General features: G+C 57.2%; 13 protein-coding genes, 1 tRNA gene and 2 pseudogenes. 4 read left to right on the forward strand and 12 right to left on the reverse strand.

Going from position 1 to position 14,658, the window contains the following annotated elements; genetic code table 11:
* Window positions 1-345: 345 nt before the first annotated feature.
* Window positions 346-3,081: a cation-transporting P-type ATPase gene (locus QZH45_RS19755; protein WP_055135656.1), complete on the forward strand. Its 2,736-nt coding sequence runs from the start codon at window positions 346-348 to the stop codon at window positions 3,079-3,081.
* Between the two features lie 161 nt (window positions 3,082-3,242).
* The gene (locus tag QZH45_RS19760) at window positions 3,243-4,325 is read left to right on the forward strand and encodes an ArsO family NAD(P)H-dependent flavin-containing monooxygenase (RefSeq protein ID WP_055135657.1); all 1,083 of its coding nucleotides are present in this window, start codon (window positions 3,243-3,245) and stop codon (window positions 4,323-4,325) included.
* A 71-nt stretch (window positions 4,326-4,396) separates the two neighbouring features.
* On the opposite strand, the pseudogene QZH45_RS19765 reads toward QZH45_RS19760, so the two are convergent.
* The 3 genes and pseudogenes from QZH45_RS19765 to QZH45_RS19775 form a co-directional block, all read right to left on the reverse strand.
* Window positions 4,397-4,603 (reverse strand): annotated as a pseudogene (locus QZH45_RS19765) (phage holin, lambda family); the annotation flags it as partial.
* Between the two features lie 245 nt (window positions 4,604-4,848).
* A complete protein-coding gene (locus QZH45_RS19770; RefSeq protein WP_055135658.1) occupies window positions 4,849-5,442 on the reverse strand; it encodes an OB-fold protein in 594 nt (197 codons plus the stop codon).
* 77 nt (window positions 5,443-5,519) lie between these two features.
* Window positions 5,520-5,873 carry an antiterminator Q family protein gene (locus tag QZH45_RS19775; protein ID WP_055135659.1) on the reverse strand — a complete coding sequence of 118 codons (354 nt, stop codon included), beginning with the start codon at window positions 5,871-5,873 and terminating at the stop codon, window positions 5,520-5,522.
* A gap of 204 nt (window positions 5,874-6,077) precedes the next feature.
* On the opposite strand from QZH45_RS19775, the pseudogene QZH45_RS19780 reads away from it, so the two are divergent.
* Window positions 6,078-6,179: pseudogene (locus QZH45_RS19780) on the forward strand (integrase); the annotation flags it as partial.
* A 79-nt stretch (window positions 6,180-6,258) separates the two neighbouring features.
* Here the strand turns inward: QZH45_RS19780 and QZH45_RS19785 are convergent.
* From QZH45_RS19785 to thrS, 9 genes are all read right to left on the reverse strand, one after another.
* Window positions 6,259-6,335 (reverse strand) — tRNA-Pro (locus QZH45_RS19785).
* Between the two features lie 89 nt (window positions 6,336-6,424).
* The gene (locus QZH45_RS19790; RefSeq protein WP_003179985.1) at window positions 6,425-6,781 is read right to left on the reverse strand and encodes a MerR family transcriptional regulator; all 357 of its coding nucleotides are present in this window, start codon (window positions 6,779-6,781) and stop codon (window positions 6,425-6,427) included.
* Window positions 6,762-7,064 carry an integration host factor subunit alpha gene (ihfA, locus tag QZH45_RS19795; protein ID WP_002553164.1) on the reverse strand — a complete coding sequence of 101 codons (303 nt, stop codon included), beginning with the start codon at window positions 7,062-7,064 and terminating at the stop codon, window positions 6,762-6,764. Before ihfA ends, QZH45_RS19790 begins: the two co-directional genes overlap by 20 nt.
* A 3-nt stretch (window positions 7,065-7,067) precedes the next feature.
* A complete protein-coding gene (gene pheT / locus QZH45_RS19800; RefSeq protein ID WP_069018286.1) occupies window positions 7,068-9,446 on the reverse strand; it encodes a phenylalanine--tRNA ligase subunit beta in 2,379 nt (792 codons plus the stop codon).
* A 36-nt stretch (window positions 9,447-9,482) separates the two neighbouring features.
* Window positions 9,483-10,499, reverse strand: a complete 1,017-nt coding sequence (pheS, locus tag QZH45_RS19805; RefSeq protein ID WP_024779371.1) for a phenylalanine--tRNA ligase subunit alpha — start codon at window positions 10,497-10,499, stop codon at window positions 9,483-9,485.
* A gap of 109 nt (window positions 10,500-10,608) precedes the next feature.
* Window positions 10,609-10,965 carry a 50S ribosomal protein L20 gene (gene rplT, locus QZH45_RS19810; RefSeq protein WP_024779372.1) on the reverse strand — a complete coding sequence of 119 codons (357 nt, stop codon included), beginning with the start codon at window positions 10,963-10,965 and terminating at the stop codon, window positions 10,609-10,611.
* A 30-nt stretch (window positions 10,966-10,995) separates the two neighbouring features.
* Window positions 10,996-11,190: a 50S ribosomal protein L35 gene (rpmI, locus tag QZH45_RS19815; RefSeq protein ID WP_002553160.1), complete on the reverse strand. Its 195-nt coding sequence runs from the start codon at window positions 11,188-11,190 to the stop codon at window positions 10,996-10,998.
* Window positions 11,191-11,250: 60 nt separating this feature from the next.
* Window positions 11,251-11,802 carry a translation initiation factor IF-3 gene (gene infC / locus QZH45_RS19820; RefSeq protein ID WP_169432615.1) on the reverse strand — a complete coding sequence of 184 codons (552 nt, stop codon included), beginning with the start codon at window positions 11,800-11,802 and terminating at the stop codon, window positions 11,251-11,253.
* Complete coding sequence (thrS, locus tag QZH45_RS19825; RefSeq protein WP_024779373.1) at window positions 11,802-13,724, reverse strand: threonine--tRNA ligase; 1,923 nt, start codon at window positions 13,722-13,724, stop codon at window positions 11,802-11,804. The genes infC and thrS overlap by 1 nt, the downstream gene beginning before the upstream one ends.
* A gap of 492 nt (window positions 13,725-14,216) precedes the next feature.
* Here thrS and QZH45_RS19830 point away from each other — a divergent pair, with 492 nt between their 5' ends.
* Complete coding sequence (locus tag QZH45_RS19830) at window positions 14,217-14,519, forward strand: hypothetical protein (RefSeq protein WP_024779374.1); 303 nt, start codon at window positions 14,217-14,219, stop codon at window positions 14,517-14,519.
* The last annotated feature ends 139 nt before the right edge of the window (window positions 14,520-14,658 follow it).

Raw genomic sequence — 14,658 nt, forward strand, 5'->3', positions numbered from 1 at the left:
TGACCAGCCTTGCGAGGGCTTCATCACCAGGCGGGCGACCATGATGACTGGACAGCGCGGGAGCATGCTCGTTCGACCTACCCGTTCGGCAGCCCAACCTCATCCTGCTTCATACGCAGATCAAAAATGGCTTCAGCCTTCAACCTAGGTTCTGTACGAAAAGTCTTGAGACGAAGGTCAGGCAAGGCGAAAACAGCCGAGCAAGCGCAGTGTACTGGAGTACATGAGCATTCCGAGGCTGTTTTCAACGCAGCAGGAACGAGTATCAAGGCTTTTCGTACAGGGCCTAGCCTGCTCATGCCCCTTGACCCGCTCCCGCTGAGCGGTGGGAACAGGAGAAACTCATTGAAGAAGCCGGTCGGTGAAGCAGGAAAAGAGCAAACACCCATTGCGTCACATTCCACCGCCTGGCACACCCTGCCCGCGGAGCAGGTGACGAACCTGCTTGAAGTCGATGAGCACGTCGGGCTGAACGCCGCCGAAGTGCAAGCCCGGCTCGACCGTACTGGTTTAAATCGCTTGCCGGAAGCAGTACGACGACCTGCCTGGCTGAGATTCTTGCTGCAATTTCACAACATTCTGATTTATGTACTTATAGGATCCGCCGCAATTACCGCGATGTTGCAACACCTGTCGGATACGGTGGTGATTCTGGCAGTGGTGGTTACCAATGCAATCATTGGATATGTTCAGGAAGGCAAAGCGGAAAAAGCCATGGACGCTATCCGGCAGATGCTGGCACCGCACGCCGCCGTGATTCGTGCAGGCGAACGCTTGAGCGTTGCAGGCGAGAAAATAGTACCGGGCGATATCGTACTACTGGAGGCCGGCGACAAAGTCCCTGCTGATTTACGCCTGTTGCACGCCAACAGACTACAAGTTCAAGAAGCAATTCTTACCGGTGAATCCCTACCAGTAGAAAAACATACCAAACCCGTGGGACTTGACGCTGCCCTGGCTGATCGTACCTGCATGGCGTTCAGCGGCACGCTTGTGACTTGCGGGCAAGCGACAGGGGTTGTGGTTGCTACCGCAACTGCTGCCGAAATCGGACGCATCAGTACGCTGCTGGCGGAAGTAGAAACGCTGACGACTCCGCTGGTGCAGCAAATGAACGTATTTGCGCACCGGCTGACGATTCTGATCTTGTTAGTTGGCGGATTGTTGCTCGTGTTTGGTCATTATGTCGGGCGCTACGAGTTCACAGAGATTTTCATGGTCGTGGTCGGTATATCGGTAGCAGCAATACCTGAAGGGCTGCCCGCCGTACTTACCATCACCCTAGCTGTCGGAGTCAGAGCGATGGCTCGTCGCAACGCCATTGTTCGTCGCCTGCCTGCCATCGAAACAATCGGCTCGGTGTCCGTCATCTGCACAGACAAAACCGGCACACTTACCCGCAACGAAATGATGGTGGCGTCGGTCGTCACGAAAGATCACTACTTCACGGTCGATGGCGCAGGTTATCAACCAATGGGAAGCATCAGCCTTGCAGATAAGCCAGTCGACAAGTCGTCTCAGCCTGAGCTGGAGGAGCTGGGTCGCGCAGCCGGTTTGTGCAACGATGCCGTGCTGCGCCTGCATGGAGATACATGGAAGGTTGAAGGCGATCCGATGGAGGGAGCCTTGTTGGCATTTTCCGGAAAAACCGGAATCGATCGCGATGAAGATCATCAGGCCTGGCCCCGCACCGACGCCATACCGTTTGACGCCAAACACCGCTTCATGGCGACACTGCACCACAACCATGATCAACATGCCTCTATCTACGTAAAAGGCGCGCCAGAACAAATACTGGCCATGAGCACGCAGCAGCGGGTAAAGGCTCGCGAGACTGAACCTCTCGATGCGGACTACTGGCACGCACAGGCAAACGCCATCGCCGCCAAGGGGCAGCGCGTATTGGCGCTAGCAGTCAGACAAGTTCCACCCGGGCATACCGTGTTGGAGTTTGAGGATGTGCAAGGAAGGTTAACGTTGCTTGGCATGGTCGGATTGATCGACCCGCCCAGGCCCGAGACAATAAAGGCAGTTCAGCAATGCCAGGCAGCAGGCATTGTTGTAAAGATGATCACTGGCGATCATGGCGGCACCGCCGCGGCTATCGGTCGCCACATTGGCCTGCAGAATGCCGACAAGGTGCTGACCGGCGCTGAGCTGGACACCATGAACGATGCAGCCCTCAAGGAGGCGGTAAAGAGCGTCAATATCTTTGCTCGCACCAGCCCTGAGCATAAGCTCAGGCTTGTAATGCTGCTGCAATCGAACGGCATGACAGTGGCCATGACCGGTGATGGAGTGAACGATGCACCAGCGCTAAAACGTGCCGATGCCGGTATCGCCATGGGTGGAAAAGGAAGTGAAGCCGCCAAGGAAGCCGCAGACCTGGTGCTGGCCGACGACAACTTCGCATCCATCGTCGCCGCTGTGCGCGAAGGCCGGACGGTCTACGACAACATCAAGAAAGTGCTGAGCTGGACGTTACCTACCAACGCGGGCGAGACAATGACCATCATTGTTGCCCTACTCCTCGGTATTACACTGCCAGTGACGCCGATACAAATTCTGTGGATCAATCTGATAACCGCAGTGACGCTCGGCATCGCACTGGCGTTCGAGCCGACCGAAGAAAACACCATGCGCAGGCCGCCCCGCTCACGCAAAGAGCCACTCATAAGCGGTACTTTAGTCTGGCATATGGTGCTTGTCTCGATTCTGTTTCTCTGCGGCGTCTACGGTATTTTTTCGTATGCACTCGACCGAGGCTACTCAGTGGCGTTGGCCCGAACCATCGCGGTCAACACGTTGGTTGTGATGGAAATATTCCACCTGTTCTTCATCCGCAATCTCTACAGCACATCGCTTACCTGGAAAGGCATTCGAGGCACCAAAGTCGTGTGGATGACAGTCGCCGTGGTCACCCTTGCGCAGTTCGCCATCACGTATGCACCACCGCTGCAAAAGGTTTTTGCAACCGAAGCGATCCCCTTCGTTGATGGTCTGCTGATCATCGGGGTTGGCGTTGCGCTCTTTGCAATCATCGAGATTGAGAAACAGATTCGAATCCGCCTGTCCAAGTAGTGCGGGTTGCAAGCTGGCATCGTCAGGCGATACTGGGCAAGCGCCCATCCGGCAATTGAATACCCCGTATAAGAGCGCCCCTATCAATATGAGCTGGATCAGCTGGCGTCAAAATTGAATCGCTATACTTGACCGTCTTGCATCGATCCAAGGTTCGCCCGATGACTGATTCACTCAACGCTCAACCAGACGTGGTCATTATCGGCGGGGGGCAATCAGCCTTGGCTACAGCGTATTTTCTGCGCCGCACACCTCTTTCGTTCATCATCCTCGACGCAGAGAATGAACCCGGAGGTGCCTGGCGGCATGGCTGGAACTCGTTGCGTCTATTCTCGCCTGCCACCTGGAGTTCGATACCTGGCTGGATGATGCCCCCCACGCAAGATGGCTACCCTTCACGAAATCATGTGATCGAATACCTCACCCAATACGAACAGCGCTACCATTTCCCGGTAGAGCGTCCGGTTCGGGTCACTTCTGTTGAGCGAACGGAAACTGGCCTGCGGGTACATTCTGACGACAAGCATTGGGATACCAAGGTTGTTGTCAGCGCTACAGGCACCTGGAGCAATCCTTACGTTCCCCACTACCCCAATGCCGAGCTATTCGCCGGTCGGCAGTTGCATTCCGCCAACTATGTCGAAGCACAAGCATTCGCGGGCAAGAAGGTGTTGGTGGTAGGAGGCGGTAATTCAGGGGCACAGATTCTGGCCGAAGTCTCAAAGGTCGCCGAGACCACATGGGTCACTCCCGTTGAACCGATATTCCTGCCTGACGATGTGGATGGACGGGTCCTGTTCGAGCGCGCAACCGCGCGTTGGAAAGCCCAGCTGGAGGGACGTCTCATTGAACAGCCAGTGGGTGGGCTAGGCGATATTGTCATGGTTGCGCCAGTTGTCGAGGCCCGAGCGCGCAACGCCCTCAAGTCTGTACGACCTTTCAAAAGCTTCACTCGCAACGGAGTTATCTGGGCCGATGGTTCTGAATCTGCGGTAGACGCGGTGATTTGGTGCACCGGATTCAGGCCGGCCGTACAGCATCTGGATTCACTGGGAGTGGTCAACACCGAAGGCCGCGTTGAAGTGGAAGGCACCCACTCGACCAGAGAGTCAAGGCTATGGCTGGTCGGCTACGGCGAATGGACAGGTTCGGCCTCCGCCACACTGGTCGGCGTGACACGAACAGCACGCAGCACAGTTAGTGAGATTGTGGCGTTTCTTGCTGAAAGAGGAAAAACAGGGTGAAATCCCGAAAAACTCCCCTCCAATGAAAAAGCCCAACTGGCTAGAGTTGGGCTTTTTCATTGAAAAATATGGAAGTCCAAGCCGCTGATGATAGTCAGCGTCAACCCGCCGCAGATTACGCCCTCCACCACCATCTGGCGCCGCGTGCCGCCACCGTAGGTGATGCGCAGGACAGCCATAGCGCAAGACAGCGCAGCCGCGTACAGGACTGGCGAATGCTGGCTCAACCACGCAAGCGCTACCGCCCAGGTGTCTGGTTTGTCTGGCATGTTGGACATCTCGGTTCCTCCCCGTCAGGGAGTTTTGAATATTGCAGGGCATGGCCTGCGGAATGAATCAACTCCAGCAGCACTCCCAGCTTGAGGCGATGGGTGTGCTGGAGCCGAAAACGAAAAAGCCCCGGCAAATGCCGAGGCTCAAGGAACTGTAGAAAGCAAAAAGCCCAACTTAGGGTTGGGCTTTGCTCGCGGAAAAACCGCGAAGTAATGTCAAATCCATAGACAGGGACCGGGGTGTCAACCGGTTATTGCGAGACTTCGCAATCTTCGAACATCGGCACTTTGGCTACATCGCCCCTGCCCGTGCAGGCTACCGAAATTTGCGCACCTTTCTTGAGCGATGCAAGAGTGGCCGTATCCGATTTCTCAAATTTGAACTGCGGACCCAAATACGGGTTAGTCCCAGCAAGCACCAGATACGGCTTCCCGAGGAAGTCAGTGTTGATATCGGTGATGCGCCCGGTTACCTTCACGCGCTTACCCTTGTACTGCATGTCGGCAGCAACAGTGTTGTCTTCGTAATCTTGGGTGACCTTCGTCGACGTGTAAGCTTTAAGCGGTTCTGCCTGGACTTGCTGTTTAGGAGCCGAACCTGATGTATTGGATTGGGCCGCCCTTTCCTTGTAGGTGTTGTAACTGTTTTTTGAAATCGAGCCCATACCAATCAACGACACTAGGCACAGGGCCATCCAGATGAAGCCGACGATGCGCGCGAAGGTCGAGTGCCCCTTTCTCAGCAGCATCCAGCCAAACAACAAGGGGAAGAATAGAATTCCAAGCCCCAGAAGAAACCCTACTTGCCGCTTTTGCGGAGCCGCCACTGCAACTGCTTCGTTCATTTCGCTCTCCATGGCGATAAGATGAGGCGGCATTTTGAACCCGCTCGTATCAAATTGCCACTATCATCACCAAGAACCTAAGCAGCCTCGCGATGAGTATCGAGCGCTCCATCGATCCATGCGATGCCTGCCTTCCACAGCTGTCGGGTCTTCTCTTCGTCGAAGCCAAGTTTCTTCCCGACATCCACCAGGGCTTTGTCCCGGGCGGTGTAGTACTTCATCAGCACGTTCCCGCCCTCAGGGTATCGCTTCAACAAACGCCCCATCAGACATTCAATCATCAAGGCGTCGTCGACGGTGATCATCGGCGTGTGCAACGTGTTTTCGCGAGATGCGCAGCAGGACACTCCCGATCCCAGAACCACCCAGCGGCCCCAATGCTCCAGCAGATCTTCCGAAATACGCTCGGTGAAGCTTTTTGTTCTGGCCATTGATCAATCCCCTGTGAAATTCGACCCGCCGACGCCAAGGTGGTTGTTCTGGTTGTATTGCTGCTAGGCGCCAACAACTTGATTCCCCTGGCAATCTCTGCCAAGGCATTCCGCAGTCGCTTGTTCAGCTCAAGAACCAGCTCGGGCAGCGGCATAGGCTTACCCGTGACGGAGCAGAGCCAGCCGGTGCCATCACAGACAGTCTCAGGCGCTGAGCTTGGGAATTTGATTGAAGCTGCGAACATGGTATCAGCAACCGATTCGCGTGGACCGGTGCTGACGATTTTGAAGAGGAAACAGGCGTGAAAAATCAAGGAGTCACGCAAAAGTCACGCACATGAAAAAGGCCAATGCTGTGAACATTGGCCTAACTCATTGAAAAATATGGTCGGGACGGAGTGATTCGAACACTCGACCCCTAGCACCCCATGCTAGTGCGCTACCGGACTGCGCTACGCCCCGACTAGGCGTGAATCTTGTTCCGCTTCTCAGTGGAACGTTCAGGAATATAACGCAAGCTTTTGAAAACTGGAAGTATTTAAAACAGAATTTTATTTCTTGAGCACCACCAGCACATCTTCAAGCTCGGCGATCATCTGGCGGATCATCTGTTTGTACTGGGTGGTATCGTCTTTGGCCTCGTCACCGGAGAGGCGCAGGCGTGCGCCGCCGATGGTGAAGCCCTGGTCGTACAGCAGCGCGCGGATCTGCCGGATCATCAACACGTCTTGTCGCTGATAATACCGGCGGTTTCCGCGGCGCTTGACCGGGTTGAGTTGAGGAAACTCCTGCTCCCAATAGCGCAGCACGTGCGGCTTTACCGCACATAGCTCGCTGACTTCACCAATGGTGAAGTAGCGTTTGCCCGGGATGACGGGTAGCTCGTCGTTATGACTTGGTTCCAGCATAAGCCTCAACTCGGGCCTTCAACTTCTGCCCTGGACGAAAGGTGACCACACGGCGAGCCGTGATCGGGATTTCTTCTCCCGTTTTCGGATTGCGGCCAGGCCGCTGGCGTTTGTCCCGAAGGTCGAAATTGCCGAAACCGGACAATTTGACCTGCTCGTTGTCTTCGAGAGCGTGCCTGATTTCTTCGAAAAACAGTTCGACCAATTCTTTGGCCTCCCGTTTATTCAGGCCCAGCTCCTCATACAGACGTTCCGCCATCTCAGCTTTCGTCAGAGCCCCCATACGTCACTTCCTTAACGTGGCGTTCAACCTGTTTTCGAGCGAGGTGAGGATATTCTGCGTTGCGGTATTCACCTCATCGTCATTAAGAGTGCGCGATGGATGCTGCCAGGTCAAGCCGACTGCAAGGCTTTTTCTATGCGGATCAATGCCTTTACCCTGATACACGTCAAAGAGCCTGAGGTCCGTCAGCCATTCGCCTGCATTTTCACGGATTACGTCCAGCACAGCGCTGGAAGCAACGTCGCGGTCCGCCAGCAACGCCAGGTCACGGCGCACTTCAGGAAAGCGCGATAACTCCTGGAATTTCGGCATTTTCCCCAGTGCCACTTCGGCCAGAACCAGCTCGAAGACGAACACTGGACGATCGAGGCCCAGGGTTTTCGACAGTTCAGGGTGGATGGCGCCGACATAGCCGACTTCACGCCCGTCTCGCTCAATGCGCGCGGTCTGACCCGGATGCAGGGCTGGATGCTTGCCCGGCACGAAGGTGAATGCGTCAAGGGCACCGGCGAAGCCGAGTACCGCTTCCACGTCAGCCTTGACGTCAAAGAAGTCGACGACATCGCGACCTTGCGCCCAGCCTTCCGGCAGGCGGCTGCCGCAGACGACGCCGGCGAGCATCGGTTCCTGCTTCAAGCCGTCCAGTTGGCCAACGAAGCGCAGGCCGCTTTCGAACAGGCGCACGCGGTCCTGCTGACGGTTCAGGTTGTGTTGCAGCGACTTGACCAGGCCTGGCCACAGGGACGAGCGCATGGCTGCCATGTCGTTGGAGATCGGATTGGCCAGCAACAGCGGCTCGACACCCGGGTTGAACAGTTCGGACTGGCGCGGATCGATGAAGCTGTAGGTAATCGCTTCCTGATACCCACGGGCCACCAGCAGTCGGCGCAGTTCCGGCAGGTCGCTGCGGGCTTCGGCCTTGGCCTGTGGGGCCAGGCGAGCCTGCGGGTAGCGAACCGGTAGACGGTTGTAGCCGTACAGGCGGGCCAGCTCTTCGATCAGGTCGACTTCCAGGCTGATGTCGAAACGATGACTTGGCACTTCGACGCGCCACTGCCCTGCTCCATCGGCACTGATATTCAGGCCCAGGGCGCTGAGCAGACGCTCGACTTCGGCGGCGTCCATGTCCATGCCCAGCATCTGGGAAATGCGTTGGGCACGCAGGGTGACCGGCGCAATCTTGGGCAGGTGCTGTTCGCTGAGGGTTTCGATGATCGGGCCGGCTTCGCCACCGGTGATCTCCAGCAGCAGGCCAGTGGCGCGCTCCATGGCCTCACGGGCCAGTTGCCAGTCCACGCCACGCTCGTAGCGGTGCGAGGCATCGGTGTGCAGGCCATAGGAACGAGCCTTGCCAGCGACAGCGATCTGGTCGAAGAACGCACTTTCCAGGAATACGTCGCGAGTCGACGCCGAAACGCCGCTGTGCTCGCCGCCCATCACGCCGGCAATGGCCAGGGCGCGGGAGTGGTCGGCGATCACCAGGGTATCGCTGCGCAGGGTGACTTCCTGGCCGTCGAGCAGGACCAGCTTCTCGCCCTCCTCGGCCATGCGCACGCGGACGCCGCCATTGATTTCGGCGAGATCGAACGCGTGCAGGGGTTGACCCAGTTCCAGCATCACGTAGTTGGTGATGTCGACGGCTGCGTCGATGCTGCGCACGTCGGCGCGGCGCAGGCGCTCGACCATCCACAACGGCGTCGGCTTCAACAGGTCGACGTTACGGATCACGCGGCCCAGGTAACGCGGGCACGCTGCTGGTGCCAGGACCTCGACCGAACGCACCTCGTCATGCACTGCCGGAACTGGCGCGACCGTCGGGCGAGCCACTGGAGCGTCGTACAAGGCGCCCACTTCCCGGGCCAGACCAGCCAGGGACAGGCAGTCGCCACGGTTCGGCGTCAGGTCGACTTCGATGCTGGCGTCGTCCAGGCCCAGGTATTCACGAATGTCCTGGCCCACCGGCGCATCGGCCGGGAGCTCCATCAGGCCATCGTTGCCTTCACCGATCTGCAGTTCGGCCTGGGAGCACAACATGCCGTTGGACTCGACGCCACGCAGCTTGGCCTTCTTGATCTTGAAGTCGCCCGGCAGCTCGGCGCCAATCATCGCGAATGGGATCTTCAGGCCGGGGCGCACGTTTGGCGCGCCGCAGACCACTTGGAAGGTTTCCCCGCCATTGCTGACCTGGCAAACCCGCAACTTGTCAGCGTCCGGGTGTTGTTCGGTGCTCAGCACCTCGCCCACCACCACACCACTGAACTCACCGGCGGCCGGCGTCACGCTATCAACCTCAAGACCGGCCATCGACAGGCGAGCAACCAGCTCGTCCCGGCTTACCTGCGGGCTAACCCAGCCGCGCAGCCATTGTTCACTGAATTTCATCCTGCTCTCCTAATAGATTCGTTACGGACCCGCGACCTAGCGAAATTGCGCAAGGAACCGCAAGTCGTTGTCGAAGAACAGGCGCAAGTCATTTACACCGTAACGCAGCATGGCCAGACGCTCGACGCCCATGCCGAAAGCAAACCCCGAGAACTCTTCCGGGTCGATCCCGGACATACGCAGCACGTTCGGGTGAACCATGCCGCAGCCCATGACTTCCAGCCAGCCAGTCTGCTTGCAGACCCGGCAGCCCTTGCCGCTGCACATCACGCATTCCATGTCGACTTCAGCCGAGGGCTCGGTGAATGGGAAGTACGAAGGGCGGAAACGCACGGCCAGCTCTTTTTCGAAGAACACCCGCAGGAACTCTTCGATGGTGCCTTTGAGGTCGGCGAAATTGATGTCGCGATCGACCAGCAGGCCTTCGACCTGGTGGAACATCGGCGAGTGGGTGATATCCGAGTCGCTACGGTACACACGGCCTGGGCAGACGATGCGGATCGGCGGCTTTTTCGATTCCATGGTGCGGACCTGTACCGGCGAGGTATGGGTGCGCAACAGCATGTTCGCGTTGAAATAGAAGGTGTCATGCATCGACCGGGCCGGGTGGTGGCCTGGGATGTTGAGCGCTTCGAAGTTGTGGTAGTCGTCTTCGACCTCAGGGCCCTCGGCGATGCCGTAGCCGATGTGGGTGAAGAACTGCTCGATGCGTTCCAGGGTCCGGGTCACCGGGTGCAGGCCGCCGGAGGTCTGGCCACGGCCAGGCAGGGTCACGTCGATGGACTCGGCGGCGAGCTTGGCAGCCAGTTCCGCCTCCTCGAACAACGCCTTGCGCGCATTGAGGACTTCTGTGACACGCTCCTTGGCAACGTTGATCAGCGCACCGACCTGCGGACGCTCTTCGGCCGGCAGGTTCCCCAGGGTCTTCATCACCTGGGTCAACTCGCCCTTCTTGCCAAGGTAGTGAACCCGGATTTGCTCCAGGGCATTGATATCTTCAGCGCTTTGCACAGCCTCTAGTGCTTGAGAGACCAGCGCGTCCAGGTTTTCCATGTACAGACTCCAGATACAAAATAGGGGAAGAGCTTTAAGGCTCTTCCCCTATTTATGACGTTTGACACCTGGGCCCACAGAGGTGGGCCCCGGTGACTGCCGGGGGTACTTAAGCCAAGGTGGCTTTAGCTTTCTCGACAATCGCAGCAAACGCCGCTTTTTCGTTCACTGCCAGATCAGCCAGAACCTTACGGTCGATCTCGATGGATGCCTTTTTCAGGCCAGCGATCAAACGGCTGTAGGACAGGCCGTTGGTACGAGCACCAGCATTGATACGAGCGATCCACAGAGCGCGGAACTGACGTTTTTTCTGACGACGGTCACGGTAGGCGTATTGGCCTGCCTTGATTACGGCTTGCTTGGCAACACGGAATACGCGGGAACGCGCACCGTAGTAGCCTTTAGCAAGTTTCATAATTTTCTTGTGACGCTTACGGGCAATGACGCCACGCTTTACACGAGCCATGAGTTACTTCCTCTATTCTTGATCCAAAAATTAACGAAGGCGCAACATGCGCTCGACTTTTGCCACGTCAGACGGATGCAGCAAGCTGCTACCGCGCAGTTGACGCTTACGCTTGGTCGACATTTTGGTCAGGATGTGGCTCTTGAAAGCGTGCTTGTGCTTGATGCCGTTAGCAGTTTTCAGAAACCGCTTGGCAGCACCACTTTTGGTTTTCATCTTTGGCATGTTCGGATACTCCGCATTCAGTTGATAAACATAATCGCAAGGCCTGCCGTGCCCTGGTGATTACTTCTTCTTTTTCGGGGCGATGACCATGATCAGCTGGCGTCCTTCCATCTTAGGATGCTGTTCGACCGAACCGTACTCGAGCAGGTCTTGTTCAACCCGCTTGAGGAGTTCCATCCCCAGCTCCTGGTGGGCCATCTCACGGCCGCGGAATCGCAAGGATACCTTGGCCCTGTCCCCGTCACTCAGGAAACGTACCAGGTTGCGCAGTTTTACCTGGTAATCCCCTTCCTCCGTCCCTGGACGAAACTTGATTTCTTTTACCTGAATCTGCTTCTGGTTTTTCTTCGCCGCAGCAATCTGTTTCTTCTTCTCGAAGATCGATTTGCCGTAGTCCATCACCCGGCAAACCGGCGGGACTGCGTCTGCGGAAATTTCCACCAGATCAAGCTTGGCTTCTTCAGCAATACGAAGCGCTTCATCAATCGAGACGATGCCAATCTGCTCGCCGTCAGCGCCAATTAACCGAACCTCGCGTGCCGAGATATTCTCGTTGATCGGGGCCTTCGGTGCAGCTCGTTTATCTTGTCTCATTTCACGCTTAATAATAATTACTCCGAATCTGGGCGACCACGCCGGGAAACCGCTTGCGCGAGGAACTCGGCGAATTCGGCGACGGGCATCGAGCCCAGGTCAGCACCTTCACGAGTACGCACAGCGACAGTCTGCATCTCGACCTCCCTATCTCCAATAACCAAGAGAAAGGGAACCTTGAGCAAAGTATGCTCGCGGATTTTAAAGCCGATCTTTTCATTTCTCAAGTCAGACTTGGCACGAAATCCGCTTTGGTTGAGAGTTTTTTCGACCTCGGCGGCAAAATCTGCCTGTTTATCAGTGATATTCATGATCACTGCCTGGGTCGGCGCCAGCCACGCGGGGAACGCGCCCTCGTAATGCTCGATCAGAATCCCGACGAAACGCTCGAAGGAACCGAGGATCGCGCGGTGAAGCATGACCGGGTGCTTGCGACTGTTGTCTTCGGACACGTATTCGGCGCCCAGACGGATCGGCAGGTTGAAATCGAGCTGCAAGGTACCACATTGCCAGACGCGACCCAGACAATCTTTCAGGGAGAATTCGATCTTCGGACCGTAGAAAGCCCCTTCCCCCGGCTGCAGGTCGTACGCAAGGCCCGCGCTATCGAGGGCGGCCGCCAGCGCGGCCTCGGCGCGATCCCACAGCTCGTCGGAGCCCACGCGTTTTTCCGGACGAGTGGACAGCTTCATCTCGACTTCGGTGAAGCCGAAGTCACGGTAGACGTCCATGGTCAGCTTGATGAACGCGGCGGATTCAGCCTGCATCTGCTCTTCGGTGCAGAAAATATGCGCATCGTCCTGGGTAAATGCACGCACGCGCATGATGCCGTGCAACGCACCCGACGGCTCGTTACGGTGGCACGCACCAAACTCGGCCAAGCGCATCGGCAGCTCGCGGTAGCTTTTTAGGCCCTGGTTGAACACCTGCACGTGGCATGGGCAGTTCATCGGCTTGATGGCGTAGTCGCGGTTTTCCGACTGGGTGGTGAACATGTTGTCCGCGTAGTTGGCCCAGTGCCCGGATTTTTCCCACAGGCTGCGGTCGACCACTTGCGGCGTCTTGATTTCCAGATAGCCGTTTTCACGCTGGACCTGCCGCATGTACTGCTCGAGCACCTGGTACATCGTCCAGCCGTTAGGGTGCCAGAACACCATGCCCGGGGATTCTTCCTGGGTGTGGAACAGGCCCAGGCGCTTGCCGATCTTGCGGTGATCGCGCTTCTCGGCTTCCTCGATGCGCTGGATGTAGGCCGCCAGTTGCTTCTTGTCAGCCCAGGCAGTGCCGTAGACGCGCTGCAACTGCTCGTTCTTCGCGTCGCCACGCCAGTAGGCGCCGGACAGCTTGGTCAGCTTGAAGGACTTCAGGAAACGGGTGTTCGGCACGTGCGGACCGCGGCACATGTCGACGTATTCTTCGTGGTAGTACAGGCCCATGGCCTGTTCGTCCGGCATGTCTTCCACCAGACGCAGCTTGTAGTCCTCGCCACGGGCCTTGAAGACTTCGATGACTTCGGCGCGCGGGGTGACTTTCTTGATGACGTCGTAGTCCTTCTCGATCAGCTGCTGCATGCGCTGTTCGATGGCGGCCATGTCGTCCGGGGTAAAAGGACGCTCGAAGGCGATGTCGTAATAGAAGCCTTCGTCGATGACCGGCCCGATGACCATCTTCGCGCTTGGGTACAACTGCTTGACCGCATGGCCGACCAGGTGCGCGCAGGAGTGGCGAATGATCTCCAGTCCCTCTTCATCCTTGGGCGTGATGATTTGCAGCGTGGCGTCGCTGTCGATGACATCACTGGCATCCACCAGTTTGCCGTTGACCTTGCCGGCCAGGGTGGCCTTGGCCAGGCCTGCACCGATGGATGCGGCGACCTCGGCTACGGATACCGGATGATCGAATGAACGTTGACTGCCGTCGGGAAGAGTAATAGTTGGCATGGCGCCTCCTCTCCTAGTGGTGACCCCTACCAAAGGTCACGTGGGTTGGGATGAGCCAGTACAAGATCCAGTCCAGGCCATTCAATCATGAACGCCTGCCTTACAGCGGCAGGAGCCTTGCGGCCAACCGGGAAACCGAACCAGAGTGACTGGGATTCAAATCAGGGTTATTTCGAACATTTGCCGCCGCCGGGACCTGTCGTCATCCGGAGCCTGAAAATACCCGAGCCCGGCATCCTAGCACAGATGAACGGTCATCGCCGTGCTCGAATTGCAACCTGTGGAAGCAAAGCTTGCTCGCGATCAGGTATAACAGCCGACCACAATGTTTCAGGCCCGCCCTACTATCGCGAGCATCGCGAGCAATCTTTGCTCCCACAGGCCTTGCTCGGCACCAAGCGTAAACCCCTGGTTTTTATGCCAGAGTGCTGAACTGAAACGCCCCACAACACCTCTGATAACAAGACATCGCCCCAAAAGGAGCATCCCAGCATGCGTCTGAACACGTTATTGGCAGCAGTCGCCCCTTTCGCCCTGCTGCTCCCGCTGACCGCCCACGCCGACTGGCCAAAAGGCGAGCGTGAGAAATACATGGCCCAGTGCACCCAGACGGCCACCCCTCAGATCGGCGCGGCAGCAGCCAAATCCCACTGCGCCTGTGGTGCCGATGCGATCAAGTCCTACCCGGCTGCCGACCTCCAGGCCCTGATGGACAACAAGGCGCCCGTGGAACTGCAGCAGAAGGCGCTCGGACAGATCGCCAAATGCAAGGCCGTTCCTTCGAAGAAAAAATGAGCAGACAGGCCTTTCAAGACCGCCTTGAGCCCATGAAAAACCCCGAATTTGCCTTTTTTCAGACGAATTTTGCAGGTTTTACAGCTTTTTTTATCGCCTTTACTTTCGGCTAAAACCCTTTAAAACCGGGGCTTTCAGC

It is taken from the genome of Pseudomonas corrugata (assembly GCF_050920615.1).
GTDB lineage: Bacteria > Pseudomonadota > Gammaproteobacteria > Pseudomonadales > Pseudomonadaceae > Aquipseudomonas > Aquipseudomonas corrugata.

Excerpts from the sequence above, each read along its gene's own strand:
- pheT (WP_069018286.1), bottom strand. The coding sequence starts at position 9,446 with ATGAAATTCAGTGAACAATGGCTGCGCGGCTGGGTTAGCCCGCAGGTA.
- ihfA (WP_002553164.1), bottom strand. The coding sequence starts at position 7,064 with ATGGGGGCTCTGACGAAAGCTGAGATGGCGGAACGTCTGTATGAGGAG.
- rplT (WP_024779372.1), bottom strand. The coding sequence starts at position 10,965 with ATGGCTCGTGTAAAGCGTGGCGTCATTGCCCGTAAGCGTCACAAGAAA.
- QZH45_RS19790 (WP_003179985.1), bottom strand. The coding sequence starts at position 6,781 with ATGCTGGAACCAAGTCATAACGACGAGCTACCCGTCATCCCGGGCAAA.
- QZH45_RS19760 (WP_055135657.1), top strand. The coding sequence starts at position 3,243 with ATGACTGATTCACTCAACGCTCAACCAGACGTGGTCATTATCGGCGGG.
- QZH45_RS19830 (WP_024779374.1), top strand. The coding sequence starts at position 14,217 with ATGCGTCTGAACACGTTATTGGCAGCAGTCGCCCCTTTCGCCCTGCTG.
- rpmI (WP_002553160.1), bottom strand. The coding sequence starts at position 11,190 with ATGCCAAAGATGAAAACCAAAAGTGGTGCTGCCAAGCGGTTTCTGAAA.
- thrS (WP_024779373.1), bottom strand. The coding sequence starts at position 13,724 with ATGCCAACTATTACTCTTCCCGACGGCAGTCAACGTTCATTCGATCAT.
- QZH45_RS19770 (WP_055135658.1), bottom strand. The coding sequence starts at position 5,442 with ATGAACGAAGCAGTTGCAGTGGCGGCTCCGCAAAAGCGGCAAGTAGGG.
- QZH45_RS19775 (WP_055135659.1), bottom strand. The coding sequence starts at position 5,873 with ATGGCCAGAACAAAAAGCTTCACCGAGCGTATTTCGGAAGATCTGCTG.
- pheS (WP_024779371.1), bottom strand. The coding sequence starts at position 10,499 with ATGGAAAACCTGGACGCGCTGGTCTCTCAAGCACTAGAGGCTGTGCAA.